Here is a 22,152-nt window from a genome sequence, read left to right on the forward strand (position 1 = left end):
GCTTAGCCTGTGATTTAAGGAAGCTCTGCTTTTTTCTCAATTGGCTGCTATAAATTTATCCGCCAACATTTTCAAACGACGCTTATTTTTGATATAATGATAAATGATTTAGGAGTACGCTATATATAGCCGATAGTTGTGCTAATTTCCATGAGAGTTTGAGGTACAAGCGGTTAATGGCTTTAAAAATATTCCCACATATAAAATTTGAATAGTTCGAGGGTCTGCTGTGAATACAACTGACGGTAAAAATCCAAGACTAGAAACACTTACACTTCAAAACACTGCCTTACAAGAAAATATTTTAATGGTGGACGACCACCCAGAAAGCTTACGGCTTTTATCCCAGCTTTTGTCTAAGCGGGGATATAAAGTCAGGCCGACACGGGATGGCAAATTGGCTCTCAACTTTGCTCTGTCGAGTCCACCGGATTTGATTTTGCTGGACATCATGATGCCTGGTATGGATGGCTATCAAGTCTGCGAACAGCTAAAAGCTTGTCCGGAAACCAAAGATATTCCTGTGATTTTTATCAGCTCTTTAAATGAAGTTTTTGATAAAGTCAAAGCTTTTTCGCTGGGGGCGGTAGACTACATTACTAAACCGTTTCAAACAGAAGAAGTGGTGAGCCGCGTCGAAAATCAACTGCTTCTGAGCCGGCTTTATAAGCAAATTTTAGCACAAAATGTGCGACTGCAAGCAGAAATAGAAGAACGCAAGCGGATCGAAGCAGAACTCCGAGACAGCCAACGCTGGCTGTCGGCAGTAATTCAAACGAATCCTAATCTTTTGTACGTTTACGATTTGATAGAGCAGCGAACTCTGTATATTAACCGCGAAATCTATAGCGATATTGGCTACAGCCTTGAAGAAATACAACAGATGGCAGGAGCATTTATTCATAACTTAATACACGCTGACGATTTGCCGCGATTCTCAGAACACATGAGCAGGATTGAGACAGCAAAAGACGGTGAAAGCTTTGAGTTTGAGTACCGAATTCAGCACAAAAACGGTGAATATAGCTGGTTTTTGAGTCGGGATACCGTGTTTGCCAGAACAGCGGACGACAAACCTTGGAAAATTCTGGGAACTGCTACTGAAATTAGCGATCGTAAACAAGCTGAACTCGAACTTAAAACAGCTTTAGCTGCTTTGGAACGGCAAATCAAGCAAAGATTTCTGCTAGAAACAATTACTCTGGAAATTCGCTACAGCTTAAAGCAGGATCAAGTTTTTCAAACAGCCGCGGCCCAAATAGGTCGAATTTTTAATGCCGATTGCTGCTTGATTCACACCTACACACAACACCCAAATCCCCGCATTTCTAATGTGGCTGAGTACAGAAAAACCGCGTCTAAATCGCTTTTAGATGTAGAAATACCCGTAAAGGGCAATCGTCACACTCAGTTTTTATTGTCCCAAGATCAAGCTGTAGTTTCTGATGATGTTTTTGCCGAACCGCTGCTAGAAAACGTCAGAGACTTGTGCAGTCAAATAGGTTTGAAGTCGATGATATCTATCCGCACTTCCTATCAGGGAAAAGCCAACGGAATGATATGCTTGCACCAGTACGATCGCCCCCGCCACTGGACGCAAGATGAGATCGGATTATTGAAAACTGTGGCGGCACAAATGGGAATTGCGAGAGCTCAAGCCAATCTTCTCGAACAAGATAAACAACAGCGACTTAAACTTCAACAGAGCGAAGCTAGTCTAGCAGCAGCCCAGAAAATTGCCCATATCGGCAGTTGGGAATTTGATTTATTCACCAATAAAATTACTTGGTCCGAAGAAGTATTCCGCATTTTTGGTCTTGACTCAACCGGAACTGAACCAACATCTGCCCAACTTTTAAAGATGTGTCATCCCGACGACAGAGACTTGTTCCAACAAACTGTCAACCTCACTATATCACAAGGAATTTCCTACAAAAAAGAGTTCAGATTTTTGCATCCCAGCGGGCAAATCCTATACGTGGAAGGAAGGGGAGAAGCTGTTTTTAACGAAACCGCAGAAGTAATCAAACTGTTGGGAACAGTCATGGATATTAGCGATCGCAAACAAGCCGAAGCAGCTTTGCAAATTAGCGAACAGCGAGAACGAGAAAAAGCGCAACAGCTAGAACAAACTCTGGAAGACTTAAAAAATGCTCAATCCCAGCTCATTCAAGCCGAAAAAATGTCAACTATCGGGCAAATGGTAGCGGGAGTAGCCCACGAAATTAATAACCCCGTCAACTTCATCTACGGCAATATTATTCCCGCCGCACAGTACGCTCGCGATTTGGTAAAATTAATTGCTCTCTACCAGCAACACTATCCCAAACCAGTTGCCGAAATTGACGAAAGATTGGCAGAAATCGAAGTAGATTTTATCGCTGAGGATTTTCCGAAAATCCTGGCTTCAATGCAAGAAGGTGCTAACCGCATTAAGCAGATCGTGTTGTCTTTGCGAAACTTTTCAAGACTCGACGAAACAGAACGCAAAGTAATAGACATTCATGAAGGGATAGAGAGCACTTTAGTGATTTTGCAGCACCGATTGCAGTCACAGGTAAAACGTGGGGAAATTCAAGTTATTAAAAATTACGGCGAACTGCCAAAAGTCGAGTGTTATCCGGCTCAATTAAACCAGGTATTTATGAATTTACTGTCGAATGCGATCGACGCTGTGGAAGAGTCATCAGCAAACTGTACTTGCAAAGTTAACCAAATTCGCATTGTTACGGAAGTCAGCAAAGAAAATCAAGTGTGTGTGCGGATTTCTGACAGCGGGCCCGGTATCCGTCCCGAAGTTCAGTCAAGGATGTTTGACCCGTTTTTTACTACAAAACCTGTGGGAAGGGGCACTGGTTTGGGGTTGTCGATTAGTTACCAAATTGTTAAAGATACCCACGGCGGTAAGTTGGAGTGTCATTCAGAAGTTGGCCGGGGAACAGAATTTGCGATCGAACTGCCGATTTCGCAAAAGTTAAAAGTTAAAAGTTAGGATAAGCTGTTAAATCATGTGCGGTAAATTAACCATAATTCTTGTAGGGGCCGGTTCACCAACCATCTATAATATAGCCAGAGACGAGCGTAAACGCGCCCCTACCGTCAGATTGGGGGCAATTCAACAAAGATTATATTAATCGTCTATCAGAACCTATTGTATGGTGCGTCATAACCTGACATTTTATCTAGTATTTCCTGTGAACGGTCGGTCATTTAGTGTCATTTAATCCTAACCGTGATATAATAAAAAGTTACCCTTTTGAACCCCAGACGTTCCGCTGCTAAAATTAGTAGTGAATATTACAGTTGCTCTTATACAAACTCTGTCAACATACGTCTGCTGTAGCGTCTACCACATTTTTACTGAATTATGACTGACTCAATTCGCTTCCTCATGTGCGCTCCCGACCACTACGATGTGGATTACGTAATTAACCCTTGGATGGAGGGAAATGTCCACAAATCATCGCGCGATCGCGCCGTCGAACAGTGGGAAAAACTCTACCACGTCCTCAAAGACAACGCGGTGGTAGACCTCGTACCGCCCGAAAAAGGCTGGCCGGATATGGTTTTCACCGCCAACGCAGGCTTGCTGTTAGGCAATACCTTCGTCCTCAGCCGTTTCTATCACAAAGAACGCCAAGGCGAAGAACCCTATTTCAAAGCATGGTTTGAAAGCAAAGGTTTCACCGTGCACGAACTCCCGAAAGACTTGCCGTTTGAGGGCGCTGGCGATGCTTTGCTCGATCGCGAAGGACGCTGGTTGTGGGCCGGATACGGCTTCCGTTCCGAACTCGACTCGCACCCGTTACTAGCAAAATGGCTCAATATAGAAGTGCTTTCGCTGCGTTTAGTTGACGAACGTTTCTATCACCTAGATACCTGTTTTTGTCCCCTGACAGGGGGCTATTTGCTCTACTATCCAGCCGCATTTGACTCGTACTCCAACCGCTTAATTGAAATGCGAGTTGCGCCGGAAAAACGCATTGCCATTGAAGAAGCCGATGCCGCAAATTTTGCCTGCAATGCCGTCAATATTGACAAAATTGTGGTAATGAACAAGGTTAGCGAAGCCTTGAAAACGCGCATCACTAAGGCCGGTTTTCAGGTAATTGAAACGCCGCTGAGCGAATTTCTGAAAGCTGGCGGTGCTGCTAAGTGTTTGACCCTGCGGGTAACGGAACCGGTGCAAGAAGATCGATCGGCAAACGTGATGATAGAAAGCCGCACAATTCGCATGGAAGGCCACCTGCTTGATGCCGGTTTAATCAGTCGTGCTTTAGACTTAATTATCGAAAACGGCGGCAGTTTCCAAGTGCTCAATTTCAATTTAGGAGAGCAGCGGCAAAGCACATCATCTGCGGATGTTAAAGTTTCGGCTCCTTCCCACGATGTGATGGAAGAAATCATGGGACTGCTGATTGACTTGGGTGCAGTGCCCCCGCCCCAAGAGATTTGCGACGCTATTTTAGAACCGGTAGTGCAAGATGGTGTAGGCCCGGACGACTTTTATGTGAGTACGATTTATCCCACGGAAGTGCGGGTAAATAACCAGTGGGTGAAGGTACAAAATCAGCGGATGGATGGAGCAGTAGCTATTACAGAAACGGCAGAAGGCCCAGTGGCTAAATGCAAATTATTGCGCGATTTAAAAGTAGGAGAAAAAGTAGTTGTTGATGTGGTCGGCATCCGCACCATCCGCAAAACAGAATCGCGGGAACAGCGCAATTCTCAAGAATTCAGCTTTATGTCGGGCAGCGTTTCTAGCGAGCGCCGGGTAGAATTGGTGGTAGAACAAGTAGCGTGGGAATTGCGCCAAATTCGCGATCGCGGTGGCAAAGTTGTAGTTACGGCGGGGCCTGTGGTCATCCACACCGGCGGTGGCGAACATTTAGCGCACTTAATTCGTGAAGGTTACGTACAAGCGTTGTTGGGCGGAAATGCGATCGCAGTTCACGACATGGAACAATCAAGCATGGGAACTTCTTTAGGAGTTGACATGAAACGCGGCGTAGCTGTGCGTGGCGGACACCGCCATCACTTGAAAATAATTAACACTGTGCGGCGTTACGGGAGTATTGCAAAAGCTGTTGAAGCAGGCCTAGTTACTAACGGTGTGATGTACGAGTGCGTGAAGCATAATATACCCTTTTCTCTTGCAGGTTCGATCCGCGATGACGGGCCACTTCCCGACACGCAAATGGATTTAGTTAAGGCTCAAGAAGAATATACTGAGCTGTTACGGGGTGCAGATATGGTGTTAATGCTGTCGTCTATGCTGCACTCAATTGGTGTGGGAAATATGACGCCGGCGGGTGTGAAGATGGTCTGTGTGGACATTAATCCGGCGGTGGTGACGAAATTGAGCGATCGGGGTTCGATCGAATCTACTGGAGTTGTTACCGATGTGGGATTGTTCCTAAGTTTGTTGGTGAATCTATTGGATAAATTGACCAGCCGCCATCATGTAACTCAATCCGTGTAGACTTGGCGGTTGAAACCGCGTCTATACAAACTTTTGTCCCTCTCTAAGAGACAGAAGAATAGAGGCTAGTAGGGTGCGCATTGCGCACCTTACTAATTCCTAGAAATTTTGAGGCAAAAAGCGATGGTACAGGAATTAATAGACCTCAAAAATTGTATTTTAGAAGGCAGAAATGAAGATGCTCTAGCGATTGTCGATGAATTAGAGGGTATGAGCAAACAAGCAACTTTACGGAATATCTGGTCTTGTTTACTGATTCTACTAATCCACCTCATTAAAAATTAAGTAGAACACCGTTTAACAAATTCTTGGGTCGCTTCTATTGCTAATTCTGTCCGAGGTATTAAAAAGCTCAATCTTAAAGATAATAAAACATTTTACTACATCAACGCTTCGGAGTGGGAGCCTTTTCTAGAAGATGAACTAGAAGCCGCAATTCGTGAGGCTAGCAGGGAAGTATTGGAAGGAAAGTTAAGCCGCGCTCAACTCAATAAAAGAGTGGACAGAGAGCAAATCCTTGCGATCGCAACTGGGCTACTGTCCCTGACATACACTTATTCTAGAGGTGAATTAGAGGATGCGCTCGATGAATATTTGTCGCAGTTGCCTGGGGCTGAAGATGAGAATGTATAGAGTCAAAAATAGAAAAAGGCATTGCTGTAGAATACTGAGGGTAATAAACGATGCGTGCGATCGCACTCTATCGAAAGCTATTCGTAAATCAGAGCGTGGCTGGGGCGGGTTTACTTGCTCTTTCGCGCTTTTTTACCTATTTTGATCGACCCGCCCCTAGATCGGCTGCAACTTTGATATTGCAATAAAAAGCCTCAGACCCGCAAGCCTGAGGACCGGAGTTCCTGAAAATCGTCACTTCTTACTATTGTCGCCAACAAACAGCACAATATACAAGAGGGGTGCAACCCAGCACGGCAGCTTTTGGCAGACAGAGATTGCTTCCTGACTCGCAACGCGAAAGCAATGTTTAATTCAAAACTTCACTTTGCAAAACAATTCCTCTAGCCATTTACATATCTGGGTTGATAATTTTGCTTTAGGATCGGTGCCTGTCCTCGATCGCAATATAAGGAGCACCGTGAGTCCCCGTATATATTTGAGTCGGGCGGTAAATGCGGTTTGCCTCTAGTTGTTCCTTCCAGTGGGCCAACCAGCCAGCAACGCGGGCGATCGCAAAAACCGGCGTAAACAAGTCGATGGGAATTCCCATTTTTCGGTAAACCAGACCAGAATAGAAATCTACATTTGCATAAATTCCTTTGTGACCCAAGTTCTCCTCAACCACTTCTTCCAACTTGATAGCAATGTCGTAATAATCGTCGTGACCGAAGTTCTCAAACAACTGTTCCGCTAACCTCTGAAGAATAGTTGCTCTCGGATCTTTCACCTTGTAAACTCGGTGACCGAATCCCATGATTTTGTCTTTATTTGCAACGCTCTTCTCGACAAAAGCCCGCACGTTTTCTACCGAACCAATTTGCTCCAACATATCAATCACTTCTTCATTAGCTCCCCCGTGCAGCGGCCCCGCCAAAGTGCCAACGGCTGAAGCAATCACTCCGTAAGGGTCTGTCAGCGTCGAAGCTGTTACCATTGCCGAAAATGTAGAGGCATTAATTGTATGTTCAGCGTGGAGAGTCAGACAAGTGTCAAAAATGCTAGCTAACAGCGGATCGGGTTCTTGCTCGTTGAGCATATAAAGAAAGTTAGCCGAGTAGTTCAAGTCATCCCTCGGCCGCACCGGGTCATTTCCCCGTCGCATTTGCTGGAACGCTGCTACCATTGTGGGAATCTTAGCTAGCAGCCGCACTACAGCTTCTCGAATGTATCCCTGGTTGGGGAGAGCTCGGCGCGAGTAGAACAAGCCCAGGGCGGCCGCTGAAGCTTGCAGGGCGTCCATTGGATGTCCTCTTTCAGGAAAGCATTTCATCATGTCCCGGATGCGATATTTGATCCGGCGGTGATACCGAATTTCATGCTCGAAAGCTTCTAGTTCTTCCTTTGTCGGAAGTACCCCCCAGATTAATAAATATGAAGTTTCAAGAAAGGAACTTTTCAGTGCCAGTTCCTCGATGCTAATCCCGCGATATTCCAGCAATCCTTTTTGTCCATCGACGTAGCTAATGCTGGACAAGGTGGCGGGAACACCTTCTAAACCTGGTTTGAATTCGCCGACGACCATTGCGATACCGTTTTGTGTGAGTTGAATCTACATAAAAGTACATTACCAGAAACCAAGATAGTGTCACAGTCTTGACAAATAATCATTTAATTGCGGTTCAGAAACCGGGTTTTTCAACCGAGAACCCGATCGCACCGCTGCGTATTTTCGCCCCTCAAACCCGGTTTTGGCGTCCGAGAATGCGGGTTTAAGAGGGCTGGCGCGCCTGTTAATGTCGGGGCGGTTCGCTGTTTCTAGGGCAGCAAAAACTTGGGCGGAGTGAGCCAAAACATTTGGCTGCGGCCCACTGGGGACCCGGTTTCCGGGAGGATTAAGCCGATGATACCTGCTTTTTTGAGAATCAGGGCATCTTGCGATCGAGCCCAAAGCAAAGTTTCTGCCCAATGGCCTAAATCTGGTTGGTGGCCGACCAGGGCCAAGCTGCGGCTACCTATTTCCTGCCACTGTTTGTACCACTCCAGCCAGTTCCCGATGTCTCCTGAAGGTGCGAGGGCGGCGGATTCTTCTATTTTGGAACTGAGACCGACTGTTTGCAGGATTTGGGCGGTTTGCTGCGCCCGCAGTAGGGGACTGGTCAGAATCAGGTCAAACTGAATTTCGAGTTCGTACAGCCGCTGGGCGATTTTCCGGGTTTTACGATCGCCCTCTTTAGTGAGCGGGCGTTCTGAGTCTGTATCGTATTCTTCGGGTGAGGCTGCGATACCGTGGCGGATCAGGTAAATAACCATATATCAATACTTCCAGGCATTGGGTCCCGTTTTTCTAGGAGCAATCTAGGATATACCTACCTTTTGCCTATTCTACAACTGGATTAACCTCTGGCGCAGTCATCGGGTTTGCGCTTTTGTAGCGATCGCGCCCTTGTCGTTTCGCATCATATAATGCTCGATCGGCGAGGGCAACGAGTTCATCCGGTGATGTTCCCAAGGAGGGAATCACAGTCGCAATTCCCATGCTAACGGTCACGATCGATCTCACATCAGATTGCTCGTGAGGGATTGCCAACTGTCGGATTGCCTGACGCATCGACTCCGCAACCGCGATCGCCCCTGCAGCATCCGTATTCGGCAGGATAGCAGCGAATTCTTCGCCCCCATAGCGCACAAACAAATCGGTAGAACGTTTAACCGCGGCTGCTGCGGCTTTCGCGACTTTCACCAAACAAGTATCCCCAGCTTGATGTCCGTAGCAATCGTTATATCGCTTGAAATAATCTACATCCAACATAATCAACGAAAGCTGTTGTTTGCCCTGCATCAGTCGGTGCCATTCCGACTGCAACCGCTCATCAAAACAGCGGCGGTTTGCTACTTGTGTTAACCCATCTGTCGTAGCAATTAATCTTTCTCGTTCCGCCCGGTGTCTTAGCATCTCATCTGCCCGCTTGCGTTCTGTAATATCAGCAAAAGTCGTCACTACTGCATAGGGTTGAGACTGATTGAGATGGAACAGCGGTTGAGAATTAATCGAAATCCAAGTCAGCGTTTTATCCGATTTGTGAATGCCCATCACCACATTCGATTGCGGTTGTCCCGTGCGCAGGGTAATCGTTGCCGGATGCTGTTCGCCCGGGAACGGTTCGCCATCCTCCCGAACGGTTCGCCAGTCTAAATCTATCGATTTGTGCCCCATCATTTGCTCCGGGGTCAGCCCGATAATCCTTTCGGCACTAGCATTGCAGGCAGTAATTTGTCCGTCTGCTAGCTGGAGTACGACACCTTCTGTCATGGTGATAATCACAGAACGGTATCGTTCCTCGCTTTCCTGCAATTGACTCAGGAGAATGTTCTTAGCATCAAATTCTGAAGCCAGATGCAGGCTGCTTGCCAGAAACCCGGCCATCAGTTGTAAAGTCTGGATATCTGACTCTGTAAAGGCAGAGGGTGTAGCTGAAAGCACTTTTAAGACGCCAACCCGATCGTCCTGATAGAACAAGGGAACAACTACCATTGACCGGAGACCAATGCGCTCACAGGCAGCCCGATCCACCCGTGCATCGGTTTCTGAATCCTCGCAAAGCATGATTTGCCCGGTCGCAATACATTTTCCCGATAAACTTGTCCCTACTTTGATCCGTAATCCAATATAGGGGGTGGCGATACCGCTGGCTGCCCGATACACCATTTCATCCCCTTCCACAATTTCAATCACTGCTCCATCGGCGCGGGTCAAATCTTGAGTCCTCTCTGCAATCACAGCCATGACTGCATCGAGATTGGGATTGCGGATGGCGATTTCCTGTTGGGTAGCAATCACTATACTCAGACGCTCGAACTCTTTTTGTAATGATGCTTCTGCTTGCTTGCGATCGCTGATCTCCTTCATAAAGCAGTGATGTCCGATCGATCGCTCCTGCGAGTCGTAGGCTGCCAACATCACCACCTGCTTGTAAAATATCGAGCCATCTTTCCTGATACCACGGGCCTCAACCTCCACTCGGCCCTCGGCTCGCATTTTTTGATAAGCCACTATCATCCTGTCGCAGTCGTCGGGATGAACTGTTTTTTGCCAATTCATACCAACCATTTCTTCAGGTTGATAACCCGCTATATTGGCGTAGGCTTGATTAACGGTGATATACCGTCCGAAAATATCCAGCCGCGAGATGCCTTCGACCGCATTAGCAAGAGCTGTACTCATTTCTCTGAGTTCTGTTTCCGCCTGGACAAGATCCGTAATGTCTTGGGATGTACCAAACAACCGAAGGACTTGTCCCTCTGCATTGAGTTCGGCCTGTCCTCTGGCTTCGGTATGGCGGATAGAACCATTCGGGCGCAAGACTTTGAGGCGCAATAGATAAGGCTCTCCCCTAGTCAGCGCTCGTTGAACTACCATGTGTAGCTGTTCGGCACTTTCGGGATGGTAAATCCGCAGGTTTTCTTCATAGGTAGGTTCGCCCAGTGCCCGGTCGCGTCCCAAAATCTCGAATAGTTCGGGAGACCAGGTAATTTTACCCGTAATCACGTCCCATTCCCAGTTACCGATGTGGGCAACCCGCTGGGCTTCTGACAACCGGGTTTGACTCTTTTGCAGGGCTGTTTCTGTCTGCTGGCGGTCGGTAATGTCCTTTTCGTTCACGAGCAACATCGGGTTGCCTGTTACCGGGTCGTTGGTACATCGCACGTCCATCCCGTGCCAGCGAATTCCCGCCAGAGTAATCACTTGAGCCTCCGTGCTAAAGACATCACCGGACTGAAGAACTGCCATTGCTCGCTCTCCTACCTGAGAGTCAACAAAGTGGCTCAGAAAAGTATTGTCTGTCGCAGAGCCAGGGTGGAGCGCATCCCCATAACAGCGCAAGGCGGCGGGGTTTTGCAGCAGCGGCAGACCTTCGAGAGTGTACAGCGAAACCATCAGCGTCGTGTGTCGCAGTGCCTGGATCGATCGCAGGGTTTCCGGTTCGATTTGATGAGGGGTTTCGACCGTACCCTCGACCAGCATTGCCAAACGCCCGCTATCAATCGTGATGCCAGAACACCGACAGCCGACAGAAATACGCTGACCGCCCGGGTAAAACGTCCACTGCTCGGACAAGGTTTTGCCTTGCTCAAACTGCTGTAGATAGCTCTGCAAGCGAATCCGAGTAGACTCTGACATATCGCTAAAGTTGCGACTTATGAGCTGCTGCTGCGTCGAAGCATTCCACAGGTACAAGGAGGCTGGGTTGGCCCACCACATTTGCAAATGCTCAATATCAAATATCCACATCGGGTTTTGCAATAACTCAAAGGCTCTGAGCTGGACAATACCCCCGCTCAGGGAACAGGCAAACTCTGGTTGCAGGCAATTTTGATGGACTATTGGCGCGCTGTCTGTATTAATCGCAGTTTGATTCGGTTCTGTTTTGAATTCCGGCGGTTGATTTGGCGGCAGCACCGGGTGGTGAGATACCAGGTGCCGCATCCTCAACCCAAGCAGCACTGCAACGTGTTGCACGATCTGAACGTCGAGAGGTTCCCACTGACGCGGACTTCGGCATTGATGAGCAATCAACAGTCCCCAAAGCTTCCGAGATTGCTGCTGTTTGCCATCTAGCAAGATTGGCACAACTAAATTTGCCTGAACCTGGATGCGATCGAGCAATTCGATATCACAAGCTTGAAGATGACCGCTGTGAATATCAGAAATGCTGCTCGTTTGTCCCTGGCTGTAACGCTCTACCCAGGTAGCTTCAAAGCAAGAATCATAAATCTGTTTTCCTAGGATTCGCGGCCACTGAGCATCAACCGATTCAGCAAATACTACGCCATCTCCCTGTGGTAGGAAGCGATAAATAATCACGCGATCGGTTTGCAGCAGCACCCTGGTTTCTTCTACCGCACATTGCAAAATTGTCTCCAGATCCCCGAAGTCGTTGATTTGAAGTGCAATTTCAGAAATTTTTTCTAGAATATTCTCTAACGACCAAGAGAAAGTCTCTTTTGTAGACATCTCCGTGTTCCTTTTTTTGTTAAGCATTTTTTTACTATTCTAACTCGCCACCAAAAAATATAATAATTTGTTTTAAGCCGTAGCAACTGCTTGTTTGGTTGAGGAACGAAACCAACACTTTATGTTTGTATATAAACTTTTATGAAATGGTACAAATTTTATTTTTTATGTGAGTTAGCCAATAATTTATGTTTTTCCGTCTCTATTTGGCTTATTGGGCGGCGTTTTTATATAAAAAATTAGCTAAAATTTTCTCACAAACTCTAAAAATTTGTAATTTATTTAGCCAATTAATTGGGATATAAAAAAAATAACCCTGTAAAATCATTAAAACTCAAGAATGATGCTGTGAATTTATTAAGCTATATAAAACTTAGTTTTTCCAGCAAGCTGGTTTGTTTTCCAAAATACTTTGTTGTCTTTCTTGAAAATATTTAAAATCAAGATTTATTTGGTGTATTTGTGGAAAATAATAAAATTTATTCTTGTTATTCCTGGAATAATCAACCGGGTTTTTTAAACCCCTTACTTCGTTCAAACCCTCAATAAGAGTTAAAAAACCCGGTTGATGAGAGTTGGAGTGCGTAGATGACTGGTTGTCAAGTTGAGATTTTGCCCGGAACCATAAAAAAACGCGGCAAAACCTCGTAGCAACCGGAGGCCGAACCCAGCGATCGCCTTCCCAGGCTGTTGCTGGAAGAAAGACCGCATCTACAAACTCCAGAGTTAATGATCGTAAACAGGATTGTCTTTAGGACTAATTAATTTCAGCAACTTTTGCTTGATCTGAGCATCGAATACTTCCCACTTCAGCCTCGCATAATCGCTGTTCTCATTCCCGGCGGAAAGAAATCCCACCGGGATTTCAAAACCTCCTGCTTGACTTCTGCCACCGCCAAAAAAGCGTCCTTGAGCATCTTGGCCGAAGGCTTCTTTAATAAATTCGTCGGGATCGAGAGTAAGTTTATTCGTTCGCAGCGAGCCAATTACTACTTCAATTTCTTCGTCTTTGTCGTGAACAATTCCGTAAACAACGGCTGTATGTACGTTCTCCTCTGTTACTAAAAAGTCCGCCGCTTGGGGAATAGAATCCCGATCGTCATAGCGGAGGTAGCCGATGCCGGCAATCGAAAAATTGTTCTGGACGGTGCGGTTTTTGAGCGATCGCTCGATCGCGTCCATCACCCATTTAGAACGAGACGACTGCAACACCGCATTCAGCAACTGCGGGTCGTAAAATCGGCTCAAATAAGCCGCAGCTAAAAAGTCCTCTTCCTGAGCTTGTCTGAGGGCGTTCGTATCCGATCGCAAACCGTGCATCAAAGCTGTAGCGCACTTGATGTGCAGGCTGACGCTGCCGTCGAGAGTTAGGAGTCCAGCCTGTAAATACTCGGTCAAAATCGTGGCTGTAGCGCGGATTTGAGGGCGCAAATCGGTAAATTCTGCGTTCATTTCCCCCTGCAAATTGTGATGGTCGATGACGGCAGCGATCGGAACTCCAGCCGCTAAAATAAACTGGGTTAAGTTACAAGTCGTCCCTTGGTTGTCGATGAAAGCGCAGCCATGATACACCGACAAATCCTTAGTTTTTAATGTTTCGAGCGTCCACCGCTGCAACGGCAACCCTGTCAATTTAACTAAGGCAATATTTTCTTGGTGGCTGAGGGCGCCGGCGTAGATAATCTCGCATTGGATATCGTACTGTTCTGCGATTAATTTGTAAGTCCAAGCGCTTGAAAGTGCGTCTGGGTCTGGAAAATCTTGTAGCAATATTAACTGGCGAGTGCCTTTGTGCCGATCGAGCATTTGGCGCAATTGCTCAACTTTGCGATCGTGCAATTCCTCGCGGAGACTGGTGCGATTCTCTTCGGAAGCAACTTCGGCTTTGCTGCGCCGTTTCCCAGGCGCACTCACTCTGGGTACAACCTCGGTGCTGGGTTCAAGCTCACCTTCGCGGTTGCCAGATGTTTCATCGGAATTAGCAGGGAAATGGTCTTTCATTGTTAAAAATTAACAATTTAACTATTCAGGATTTGCGCGACATTCGCTTTTAAACCCGGTTTCTTTGTAGATGCCTTATTGTCAAAGCCAATACTTCTTACGAGAAACCGGATTTAAGAGCGTAAATTCTGTCTTTAACTTTTTAACTTTTTAACTCGTGCACCCCGGGTGCGTTGCGAGGAAGGAAGCAATCTCAGAAATCAGAACTTCCGCAAAAAACCCCCGCGCTTGCGCTGACAGGGGTTCTAAAGGCCTATTACATATTTTTGCCATTCTTTGTGCATACCGCTCTTAACGTGTTTAGTCACTTCAAAATAAAGACCGCTGTGAGGTTTCCGAGGCGGATAGCGCAGCGGCATTCCCGCTTCTTTTGGCGTGCGGCTGCCTTTATTGACATTGCAGCGGACGCACGCCGTAGCGAGGTTTTCCCAAGTGTCGCCTCCTCCGCGCGATCGGGGAATCACGTGATCGAGCGTCAAATCGTCCCCGGTATAACCGCAGTATTGACAAGAGTGCGCGTCCCGGTGCAAGATGTTCCGGCGGGTAAGCGGAATATCCTTATAGGGAACTCGGACGTAATGCCGCAGTCGGATCACAGTTGGTAGCGGAAAATTTGGCGCAATAAATTTCCCGTTGTGTTCTACCTGTTCTGCTTTTCCTTTCAGCAACAAAACTACCGCCCTTCGCCAATTGGTGATGTTAAGGGGTTCGTAGGAGGCGTTCAGCACCAGAACATTGCCCATTGTTGATTATTAAAGAGAATATTTTTCCCGATGTTAACACAGGTTGCACTTTAGGTGGGGCGGGTTCAGGAAGGGCAAGGCTCAGCAAAAAACGGTCAAAAACCGCACCTTTACGCTATACCTTCGCGCCTGCGCCCCCTGTGGCTGCACCTATTTTCTGCAGTCGGTGTTTGTCAGCGAGCATTTTTCCCTGAGTTTTGGCCTTGATGAGGCCAGTGCGTGCGATCGCCAAAATTTGCAGAATAAATTTTATTTTTTTCTCTAAATGCCTAATCTTCCCGGCAACAAACAGCTTAACTTTTTAGACTATTAGTAACCTTAAATGAAAAAGCTTATTACTGCTCATGAAATTTCGGCTCTTAAAGTCAGCTTTTAGCGCGTCAATTATTGCCCTTGCTGCTCCGATTTTAGCAAACAGTCCAGCCTTTGCCCAAACGCCTTCATTCTTCTGCGGCGCTGCTGGCGGCCGCCCAGCTACAATTGCTGTCCAACAAGGCAAAAATATTCCCGTTATTTTGTGGCTAGCTGATAACTATTTCAATGAATCAGGAGAAGACGCGATTACTCGGTGTACCCGAGTCTCGGGAATTCTCAACAACTCGCAACCGCAAGGCAACTGGGAAAATATTATCACATCAGGTGCATCTCCCAGCGGTCAACTAATTATTTGTGCAGCTAATTCTCAAGACGGTTCCTGTAGATTATTATATCAAGTACCCAAAGGGCAAAATCCCGAACAAGCCCGACAAGAACTCTTAAGAAAAGTCAAAAATCCTAATGTAAGTGTTTCGCCGGTTAAGGTAAATTGATAGTCATCAGTAGGGACACGACTGAGCCTATTGGTGTCAACTTAAGACTGAAATCCCTGAGAAATCTCGCTTTTAACCCAGTCTAGATCCCCCTAAATCCCCCTTAAGAAGGGGGACGAAAGAGCGCCTCCGGTTCCCCCCTTATTAAGGGGGGATCGAGCTTTAATCGTCAGACAGCAGATCCGTAGTACGTTTAACGTTAAGTTGACACCCATGGACTGAGCCTAAGCCCTACTTGCAGATTATTGAGAGGACACGGCATTGCCGTGTCCCTACTTGCAGATAGTTGAAACTCTTCTAAAATACTTCGGTTGAGTGGTGAAAAAATTGCAGCTTTGCTTCAGCAATTCTTCTAACCCTTCAACCTGCCTCAGCCAGACAGTTCCGTTGCTTCCAGCTACAGCAATTTGCTTTCCGTCTCGCCTCCAACTGACACTAACCACATTCTCCTCAAACTCAAATTGAGCAACCTGCCGCCCTGCTAAATTCCACAGCCGCACTGTCTTGTCAATTCCGACTGTAGCAAGCCGTTCTCCGTCGGGACTAAAACTAATTGATTTCGCATCTAAATGCAATGTTTGAAATTCATTAACTAATTCTTTCCGTGACAGATTCCACAGCCCGACTTTGCCATTCAATGTTACTGTAGCAAAGCGATGCTGGTGTTGAGCCGGACTGAAACCGATCCCAATTGCCTGAAGGGGAAGGGTTTTTTTCAGTTGTCCCGACAAATTCCAAATTCGCACTGTAGAGTTGCCATCTAACGTTGTTATAAAATTGCCACTTGGGCTAAAAGTTACGGTTCTCACTAAGCCGTTGTGACCGGGGAGTTTCACGCTAGATGATATTGATTTGGACAGTTTTGACAAATTCCAAATTGCAGCATTGCTGTCTATTCCTGCGGCGGCTAATAACTTTCCTTCGGGACTAAAACTGATGCTGGTAACTGACCCTTCAAGCCCTTTGAATTTAGAAATATTTTTTCCTGATAAATTCCATAGTTTAACTGTGCTGTCTCTTCCGGCAGTCGCTAAAAAATTACCGTTGGGACTAAAGTTTACCATATTAACTGACTGCTGCAAAGCTTTCCATTCAAGAATCTTTTGCCCGAACAAGTTCCAAATCCGCACTCTATCGTCTATTCCTGCGGTTACTAAAATTTTTCTGTTGGGACTAAAATTAACGCTGGTAACTGCACCAGTATGAGCTTGCCAATTCATCTTTCTTTGTGAAAGTGATGAGGCGTTTATCGGCGGTTTTTCGCTAATTCGATCGAGAATTACTTGTAAGGCTAACAGCGGTATAGTTGCGGGATATTGTTCTAGGCGCGGTTTGTTTTTAACCAAAGTTTTTAATTTTTCTCCAGAGGCGATCGCCCTCAGTAAAGCTTCTGATAAAGCTTCGGTGTTTGCAGTTTTTTGAGATACCGCTAACAATAAAGCATCGCTGCCATTTTGTTCGATTTCAATACTTGCTTGTGCTAGTTTAAACCGCTGGTAAGCGAGAGTTGAAAAACCGATCGCCCCTACTAACGATGCTGCCAGTACCGCAGAACCGATTCCGATCCAATGTTTGGCTTTTTGTTTGGCAGAGTCAGCTTCCATCAAAGCTTTTTCGGCATCACACACAGCTTTTTGGGTTTCTAGTGTAGCTGAATGCAGCAGTTGATTTTGGTCGCTCAAAATAACTTTTTGGCTGGCCGTCAAAAACTGAAAATCTTCGTTTCTCAAACTTTTTCCGGCTGCCCAAACTAATGCTGACTGCAAATCATCCCCTCGCAACAGTTGGGAATCATCTTCACAGTTAGAATTTAGCCACAGTTTGATAGCTTCCGAGTAAGGCGAGAGATTTTCTAATTTTTGTTCAATTAACTCTTTGTTAAATACAGCTTCATAAATAGGATTAGAAATTGTTAATTTTTCACGGCGCTTAACGATTAATCCGCTCAATCGCAGTTCCATTTGTTCGGCACTGCCATCGGGGACAATTTCAGCTTGTTCTAAAATTTGCTGATATAATCCGAGTCTTCTGACAATCCGCGGGTTTTCTTTGAAAAGCCGATCGCGAATTGTGGACAAATGTTCGGGCACATCTTGAGTTTCCCAATTTTCCACGATTTTCAAGCGCACTACCTTCTCAACCCACTCTTTAGAAGTGTTAATTTTATCTTTTTCCCCCTCTTGGCAAGGGGCGGCTGCATCTTTCTCCCCTCGTTGGCAAGGGGCGGCTGGGGGGGGTAAATTCGGGATTAATTGTGGGTTTTCCAACAGTAGTTTGCACAGCTTTTGAGTCAAAAAAGGCTGCCCGCCCGTCCAATACAAAACCTCTCTCAAAACTTCATGAGGGCTGTCTGTAAGCTCTGCCAACCCCGCTGCTAGCGGTTGAGCTTCTGTTTCGTCAAAACCAGTTAATTCGATCGCCTTGCCAATATTAAAAGGGGTATTGGTGCTGGCATTTTGCTCGCGGCACAAATCCGTGGGCGATGCTACACCTAATAGGGCCCAAGTTAGGCGATCGAACTCTGAATTGTTGGCGCGCTTGTTGTAGCACGATCGAATTAGCGCTAAAAAATCATCGGCGGGAAAATCTAGGGCGAGAATGCTGTCGATTTCGTCAATAAAAATGACAATATTGCTGGAAATGTTGGGTAACAGTACGGTTTCGATGAATTCGCTCAATCTTTGAACCGGGGTTAAAAAATTGCGATCGCGCCACCAAGTCCGCACGTTGACAATATCCGACAGGTTAAAGTTATTTTCCAGAATGCGTAGCAAACCAGCATACCACTGTTCGGGAGTGACGCCGCGGTTGCCAATTTCGGAAATGTCGATCGCAGCACAAGCAATTCCTTCATTTCTCAGCCGCTGAATTGTCCGCACCTGCAAGCTAGATTTGCCCATTTGCCGGGAATTCAAAACATAACAAAATTCCCCGGCTTTCAATCCGTTATAAAGGTCGTCGTCTGCTTGCCGCTTCACATAATTTGGAGCGTTATTTGTCAAACTCCCACCGACTTGATAGTAACTGGGCTTTGTTGTAAAATTCATAAAATAAAAAAGAACATTCAGCGGTTTAAACCGCTCAAGAGTCAAACGAAGTCCCTCTCTAAGAGACTAAATAATCGAGGGGTTATTATAATTTTGTATGATTAATTGTACCACAATAAATGAATATATAGCAAGTCTATTTGAGTCGTGAATGTAGAACAACCTGAAACGTTTGTGATGATTGAATCCATTGTTTACAAATGAAATGGTTTTGCTATACTTAATTAAAACTCAGATCCAAATGGCTAAAAAAGTTGCTAGATGAGCATTTTTCCTTATTCCTTCTTCCTTATTCCTGACATCCGTTACATCCGTTACATCCGTTACATAATCCGTTGCCGAACTTCCTTCTTCTTACAGCATGAAAACTGATTGGACTGGATATCACCACGACAAAGACCAGTTAAGAGCTGAAATTTGGTCTTTGCTGAAGCAGCAAGGCGCATCTATTGGCGATCCGTTAGGTCATATTCCAAACTTTGTCGGTGCTGAGTTGGCTGCCGAAAGATTGGCAACTTTACCAATATGGCAACAAGCAAAAACGATTAAGTGCAATCCAGATTCGCCACAAATTCCGGTGCGATGGCGTGCTTTGCAGGAGGGAAAACGCCTGTATATGGCAGTACCCCGCTTGACAAGCACACGCTGTTTTGTTGAATTAACTGCTGAGGATTTGCAGAGGCAAAATATATCAATTGCCGAAAGTGCGATCGCCCGCAAAGCACTCGCTTGCGGAAGATTGGTAAGTTTTGCAGAAATGGAGCCGATTGATTTAGTAATAGTCGGCTGCGTAGCAGTAACGCGCAACGGTGGAAGAACCGGGAAAGGTGCAGGATTTGCGGATTTAGAATTGGCTATGTTGCAAGAATTCGGGTTAGTACAAATCGATACGCCAATTGTAACAACAGTGCATCCTTTGCAAATAGTCGAAGATTTGCGTTTGCCAATGCAAGGTCACGATTGGGCGCTGAATTGGATTGTTACTGCCCAGGAGGTAATTGAAACTAATACAAGTTATCCGCGTCCAATTGGGTTAAACTGGGATAGTATACGGCCGGAACAGTTGGCGCAAATTCCGATTTTGCGAAAGTTGAGAGAGCCAGTTTAGATTTAGTTCTTTCAGGCATTGCTGAATCGAGAGATGAATGGCTAAGCATGATGAGGAACAGGCACATTTTCTAGAGGAGGTCTATTTGGGATGAAAAAAGTCTTATTAGGATTGAAGTCAGACACTTACGAACATCCTTTCGATCGCAAAGCTTTAGCGTCTCTAGAAAAGATGCCGGGAGTTTCTTTATTGCTCAAGAAAGTGAATGAGTACGGTATCGATCGCCTACTCCGTTTGCAATGTTTGGGCAGTGATTTTCGCGTGACTCCTAACAATTTTCCGGGCTTGTCTCAGGCGTTGGAAGAAACTTGTCAAATTCTCGATTTATCTCCCTGTCCAGATTTATATTTGTTTCGGGGTTGGGGGCATATTATTACCGTTACGATTGGTATTGAAAGTCCAATTGTAACGGTGAATTTAGAAGCCTACGAATGGCTTTCTAGCCAGGAACTGATTTTTGTATTGGGGCATGAAGTCGCCCACATTAAGAGTCAGCATTTGCTCTATCATCAAATAGCAATGGTGATGCCGCTTTTAAAGACTTGGGTGAATGCAGCGACATTAGGATTTGGCGGTTTGGCGGCTAATGGGGTAGAACTGGCGTTTTGGAATTGGTTAATGATGGCAAGGTTTACAGCGGATCGGGCGGCGTTACTGGCTTGTCAGGATGTGGATGTAGCGATTACCGCGTTGATGAAACTTGGCGGTTTACCCAGTTGCTATGTAACACCGGAAGCGATCGCTGATTTCCTCGTTCAAGTGCGCGAATTTAGCGAAAACAGTGTAGAGTCTCAAGATACACTTACTAAGTTGCTCAGTTTCAACGAGTCCACGCAATCTTGGGTCGTGATGCGCGCTTCGGAACTCCTAAAATGGGTCGATTCAGGAGACTATAAAACCTTACTCGAACAACCCAATCAACCGCCACCATTATTATTAGACCCAGACGCTACAGAAGATTGGAATTTTCTAACGTCTTGGTAAATTCCGTATGCTATAGCAAAGTGCTGAGTAACGAACAGATGAAGGCGTTGCTAATTCCTGGCTAGAAAATAGGACTAGATGCTTGGAACTTCGTTCCACATCATCTCGCTTTTCAGCAATGCCTTCTTTCAATTTATCACTCCCAATTATTTTGACTAATTCAACTGGCTGGGCTTCATACCTAACCGAATTTGTTGTCCCGCTTCCTTAAATGCCCGCACGACTGCATCAACTGATGAACCAACTGCTGGATATTCATCGCGTGTCATAAAACCTTCATCTTTGAAATCCCCGAGTTCAACAATACCCGTAAACTTTATCCCTGGAAGGGCAACAAATATCCCAAAAGGCCAGTGCTTGGTGACTACTCCTTTCAATTTAGTTCCAACTTTTAGAGACTCTTTTATTTCTTCCCACGGTTGCTCGTCAATCATTTTATTTTATAAGCCTCCTAGTTGCATTATTTAATTAGTAAGGTGCTCTACTATCTTAAACTTTGAATAATCGCCCTAAAACTTCGTCTGACGCACCCTACAAGTTTAGGGTTTATCTCAAATCCGTTGCTATCGGAATTATTCATCTCTCTCTTCTCTTCCTCTGCGCCCTCTGCGGCCTCTGCGGTTTAATCATTCAAAAACAACCGTAAACGATATTACTCATTTTATCTCAAGGTAAAAGAGAATTCACATCGATCGCCCCAATTTCTATCCCTTCAAAAATAATCGGTATAACAGCCGATCGCCCAAAATCTAACCTTTGACTGTAATCTGACGGCTCAACTTCCACAACAGGTTGAGAGTACACCTCAACCAGTCCTTCAACAAGATTCACAATCCAATAAACCGCAATTCCAGCGCGGGCATAAATCCGTTTTTTTACAGTTCGATCGCGCTGAAGCGTCGTATCGGATACTTCAATAATCAGGGCAATATCTTCAGCACCAGGATGCCGATCGAGATATTGTCGCGTATCCCCTCGAACAACTACTATATCAGGTTCTGGTTCGCTGTTAGATAGCGTTATCGGTTCTTGGGAATCAACATACCACCCCGCAGGTAAAATATTCTCTAAAGCTGTTCTGACAAGACGAGTTGTTGCTCGATGCGGTGGATTTTTGGGCATTTTGAAAACCAGCCAACCTTCCAGCAATTCTACAGAGTCATCATCCGTGAGAATGCCAGCTTGAATTATCGCATGATACTGCTCTATGCTCAAGCGCAAAATCAGATCGTTCGGAATTGCTGCGACGCTTTCAACAGGCGACATAACAGTATGCGGGAGTTAATTTAGTTATGATTTTACCTAATTTTAACATATATCTACTTTGTGGTGAAAACGCGCCATGCAATG

The 22,152-nt window shown here is 45.7% G+C and carries 14 protein-coding genes and 1 pseudogene; 6 read left to right on the plus strand and 9 right to left on the minus strand.

Annotated features, from left to right (window positions below; genetic code table 11):
• The first annotated feature begins 229 nt into the window (after positions 1–229).
• The 3 genes and pseudogenes from QUA78_RS15230 (at position 230) to QUA78_RS15240 (ending at position 6,115) form a co-directional block, all read left to right on the plus strand.
• Positions 230–2,992, plus strand: a complete 2,763-nt coding sequence (locus QUA78_RS15230) for a PAS domain-containing protein (RefSeq protein ID WP_333303450.1) — start codon at positions 230–232, stop codon at positions 2,990–2,992.
• A 375-nt stretch (positions 2,993–3,367) separates the two neighbouring features.
• Positions 3,368–5,482 carry a bifunctional arginine dihydrolase/ornithine cyclodeaminase gene (argZ, locus tag QUA78_RS15235; protein ID WP_333303451.1) on the plus strand — a complete coding sequence of 705 codons (2,115 nt, stop codon included), beginning with the start codon at positions 3,368–3,370 and terminating at the stop codon, positions 5,480–5,482.
• Between the two features lie 123 nt (positions 5,483–5,605).
• A pseudogene (locus QUA78_RS15240) lies at positions 5,606–6,115 on the plus strand (DUF29 family protein).
• 418 nt (positions 6,116–6,533) lie between these two features.
• Here the strand turns inward: QUA78_RS15240 and QUA78_RS15245 are convergent.
• From QUA78_RS15245 to QUA78_RS15270, 6 genes are all read right to left on the minus strand, one after another.
• Positions 6,534–7,679 (minus strand): citrate synthase, encoded by a 1,146-nt coding sequence (locus QUA78_RS15245; protein ID WP_172189706.1) that lies wholly within the window; start codon positions 7,677–7,679, stop codon positions 6,534–6,536.
• Between the two features lie 63 nt (positions 7,680–7,742).
• On the minus strand, positions 7,743–7,946 hold the full coding sequence (locus QUA78_RS15250) for a hypothetical protein (protein ID WP_333303153.1): 204 nt from the start codon (positions 7,944–7,946) through the stop codon (positions 7,743–7,745).
• Positions 7,913–8,407 carry a phosphohistidine phosphatase SixA gene (sixA, locus tag QUA78_RS15255; protein ID WP_333201929.1) on the minus strand — a complete coding sequence of 165 codons (495 nt, stop codon included), beginning with the start codon at positions 8,405–8,407 and terminating at the stop codon, positions 7,913–7,915. Before sixA ends, QUA78_RS15250 begins: the two co-directional genes overlap by 34 nt.
• A 67-nt stretch (positions 8,408–8,474) precedes the next feature.
• Positions 8,475–12,110, minus strand: coding sequence for a diguanylate cyclase domain-containing protein (locus QUA78_RS15260; protein WP_333303152.1), 3,636 nt, complete (start codon positions 12,108–12,110; stop codon positions 8,475–8,477).
• Positions 12,111–12,836: 726 nt separating this feature from the next.
• A complete protein-coding gene (locus QUA78_RS15265; RefSeq protein ID WP_333303150.1) occupies positions 12,837–14,111 on the minus strand; it encodes a bifunctional oligoribonuclease/PAP phosphatase NrnA in 1,275 nt (424 codons plus the stop codon).
• Between the two features lie 245 nt (positions 14,112–14,356).
• A complete protein-coding gene (locus tag QUA78_RS15270) occupies positions 14,357–14,854 on the minus strand; it encodes an HNH endonuclease (RefSeq protein WP_172189715.1) in 498 nt (165 codons plus the stop codon).
• A gap of 344 nt (positions 14,855–15,198) precedes the next feature.
• On the opposite strand from QUA78_RS15270, the gene QUA78_RS15275 reads away from it, so the two are divergent.
• The gene (locus tag QUA78_RS15275; RefSeq protein ID WP_333303149.1) at positions 15,199–15,663 is read left to right on the plus strand and encodes a COP23 domain-containing protein; all 465 of its coding nucleotides are present in this window, start codon (positions 15,199–15,201) and stop codon (positions 15,661–15,663) included.
• 272 nt (positions 15,664–15,935) lie between these two features.
• Here the strand turns inward: QUA78_RS15275 and QUA78_RS15280 are convergent, their stop codons facing one another.
• Positions 15,936–18,710 carry an AAA-like domain-containing protein gene (locus tag QUA78_RS15280; RefSeq protein ID WP_333303148.1) on the minus strand — a complete coding sequence of 925 codons (2,775 nt, stop codon included), beginning with the start codon at positions 18,708–18,710 and terminating at the stop codon, positions 15,936–15,938.
• A gap of 361 nt (positions 18,711–19,071) precedes the next feature.
• On the opposite strand from QUA78_RS15280, the gene QUA78_RS15285 reads away from it, so the two are divergent.
• Positions 19,072–19,818: a 5-formyltetrahydrofolate cyclo-ligase gene (locus tag QUA78_RS15285; protein WP_333303147.1), complete on the plus strand. Its 747-nt coding sequence runs from the start codon at positions 19,072–19,074 to the stop codon at positions 19,816–19,818.
• A 90-nt stretch (positions 19,819–19,908) separates the two neighbouring features.
• Entirely contained in the window at positions 19,909–20,802 is an 894-nt protein-coding gene (locus QUA78_RS15290) for a M48 family metallopeptidase (protein WP_333303146.1), read from the plus strand.
• 155 nt (positions 20,803–20,957) lie between these two features.
• On the opposite strand, the gene QUA78_RS15295 is transcribed toward QUA78_RS15290, so the two are convergent.
• Positions 20,958–21,236 (minus strand): S1 RNA-binding domain-containing protein, encoded by a 279-nt coding sequence (locus QUA78_RS15295; RefSeq protein WP_333303145.1) that lies wholly within the window; start codon positions 21,234–21,236, stop codon positions 20,958–20,960.
• A 232-nt stretch (positions 21,237–21,468) separates the two neighbouring features.
• On the minus strand, positions 21,469–22,068 hold the full coding sequence (locus QUA78_RS15300) for a Uma2 family endonuclease (RefSeq protein WP_333303144.1): 600 nt from the start codon (positions 22,066–22,068) through the stop codon (positions 21,469–21,471).
• Between the last annotated feature and the right edge of the window lie 84 nt (positions 22,069–22,152).

The organism is Microcoleus sp. K4-B3, from assembly GCF_036704615.1.
GTDB lineage: Bacteria > Cyanobacteriota > Cyanobacteriia > Cyanobacteriales > Microcoleaceae > Microcoleus.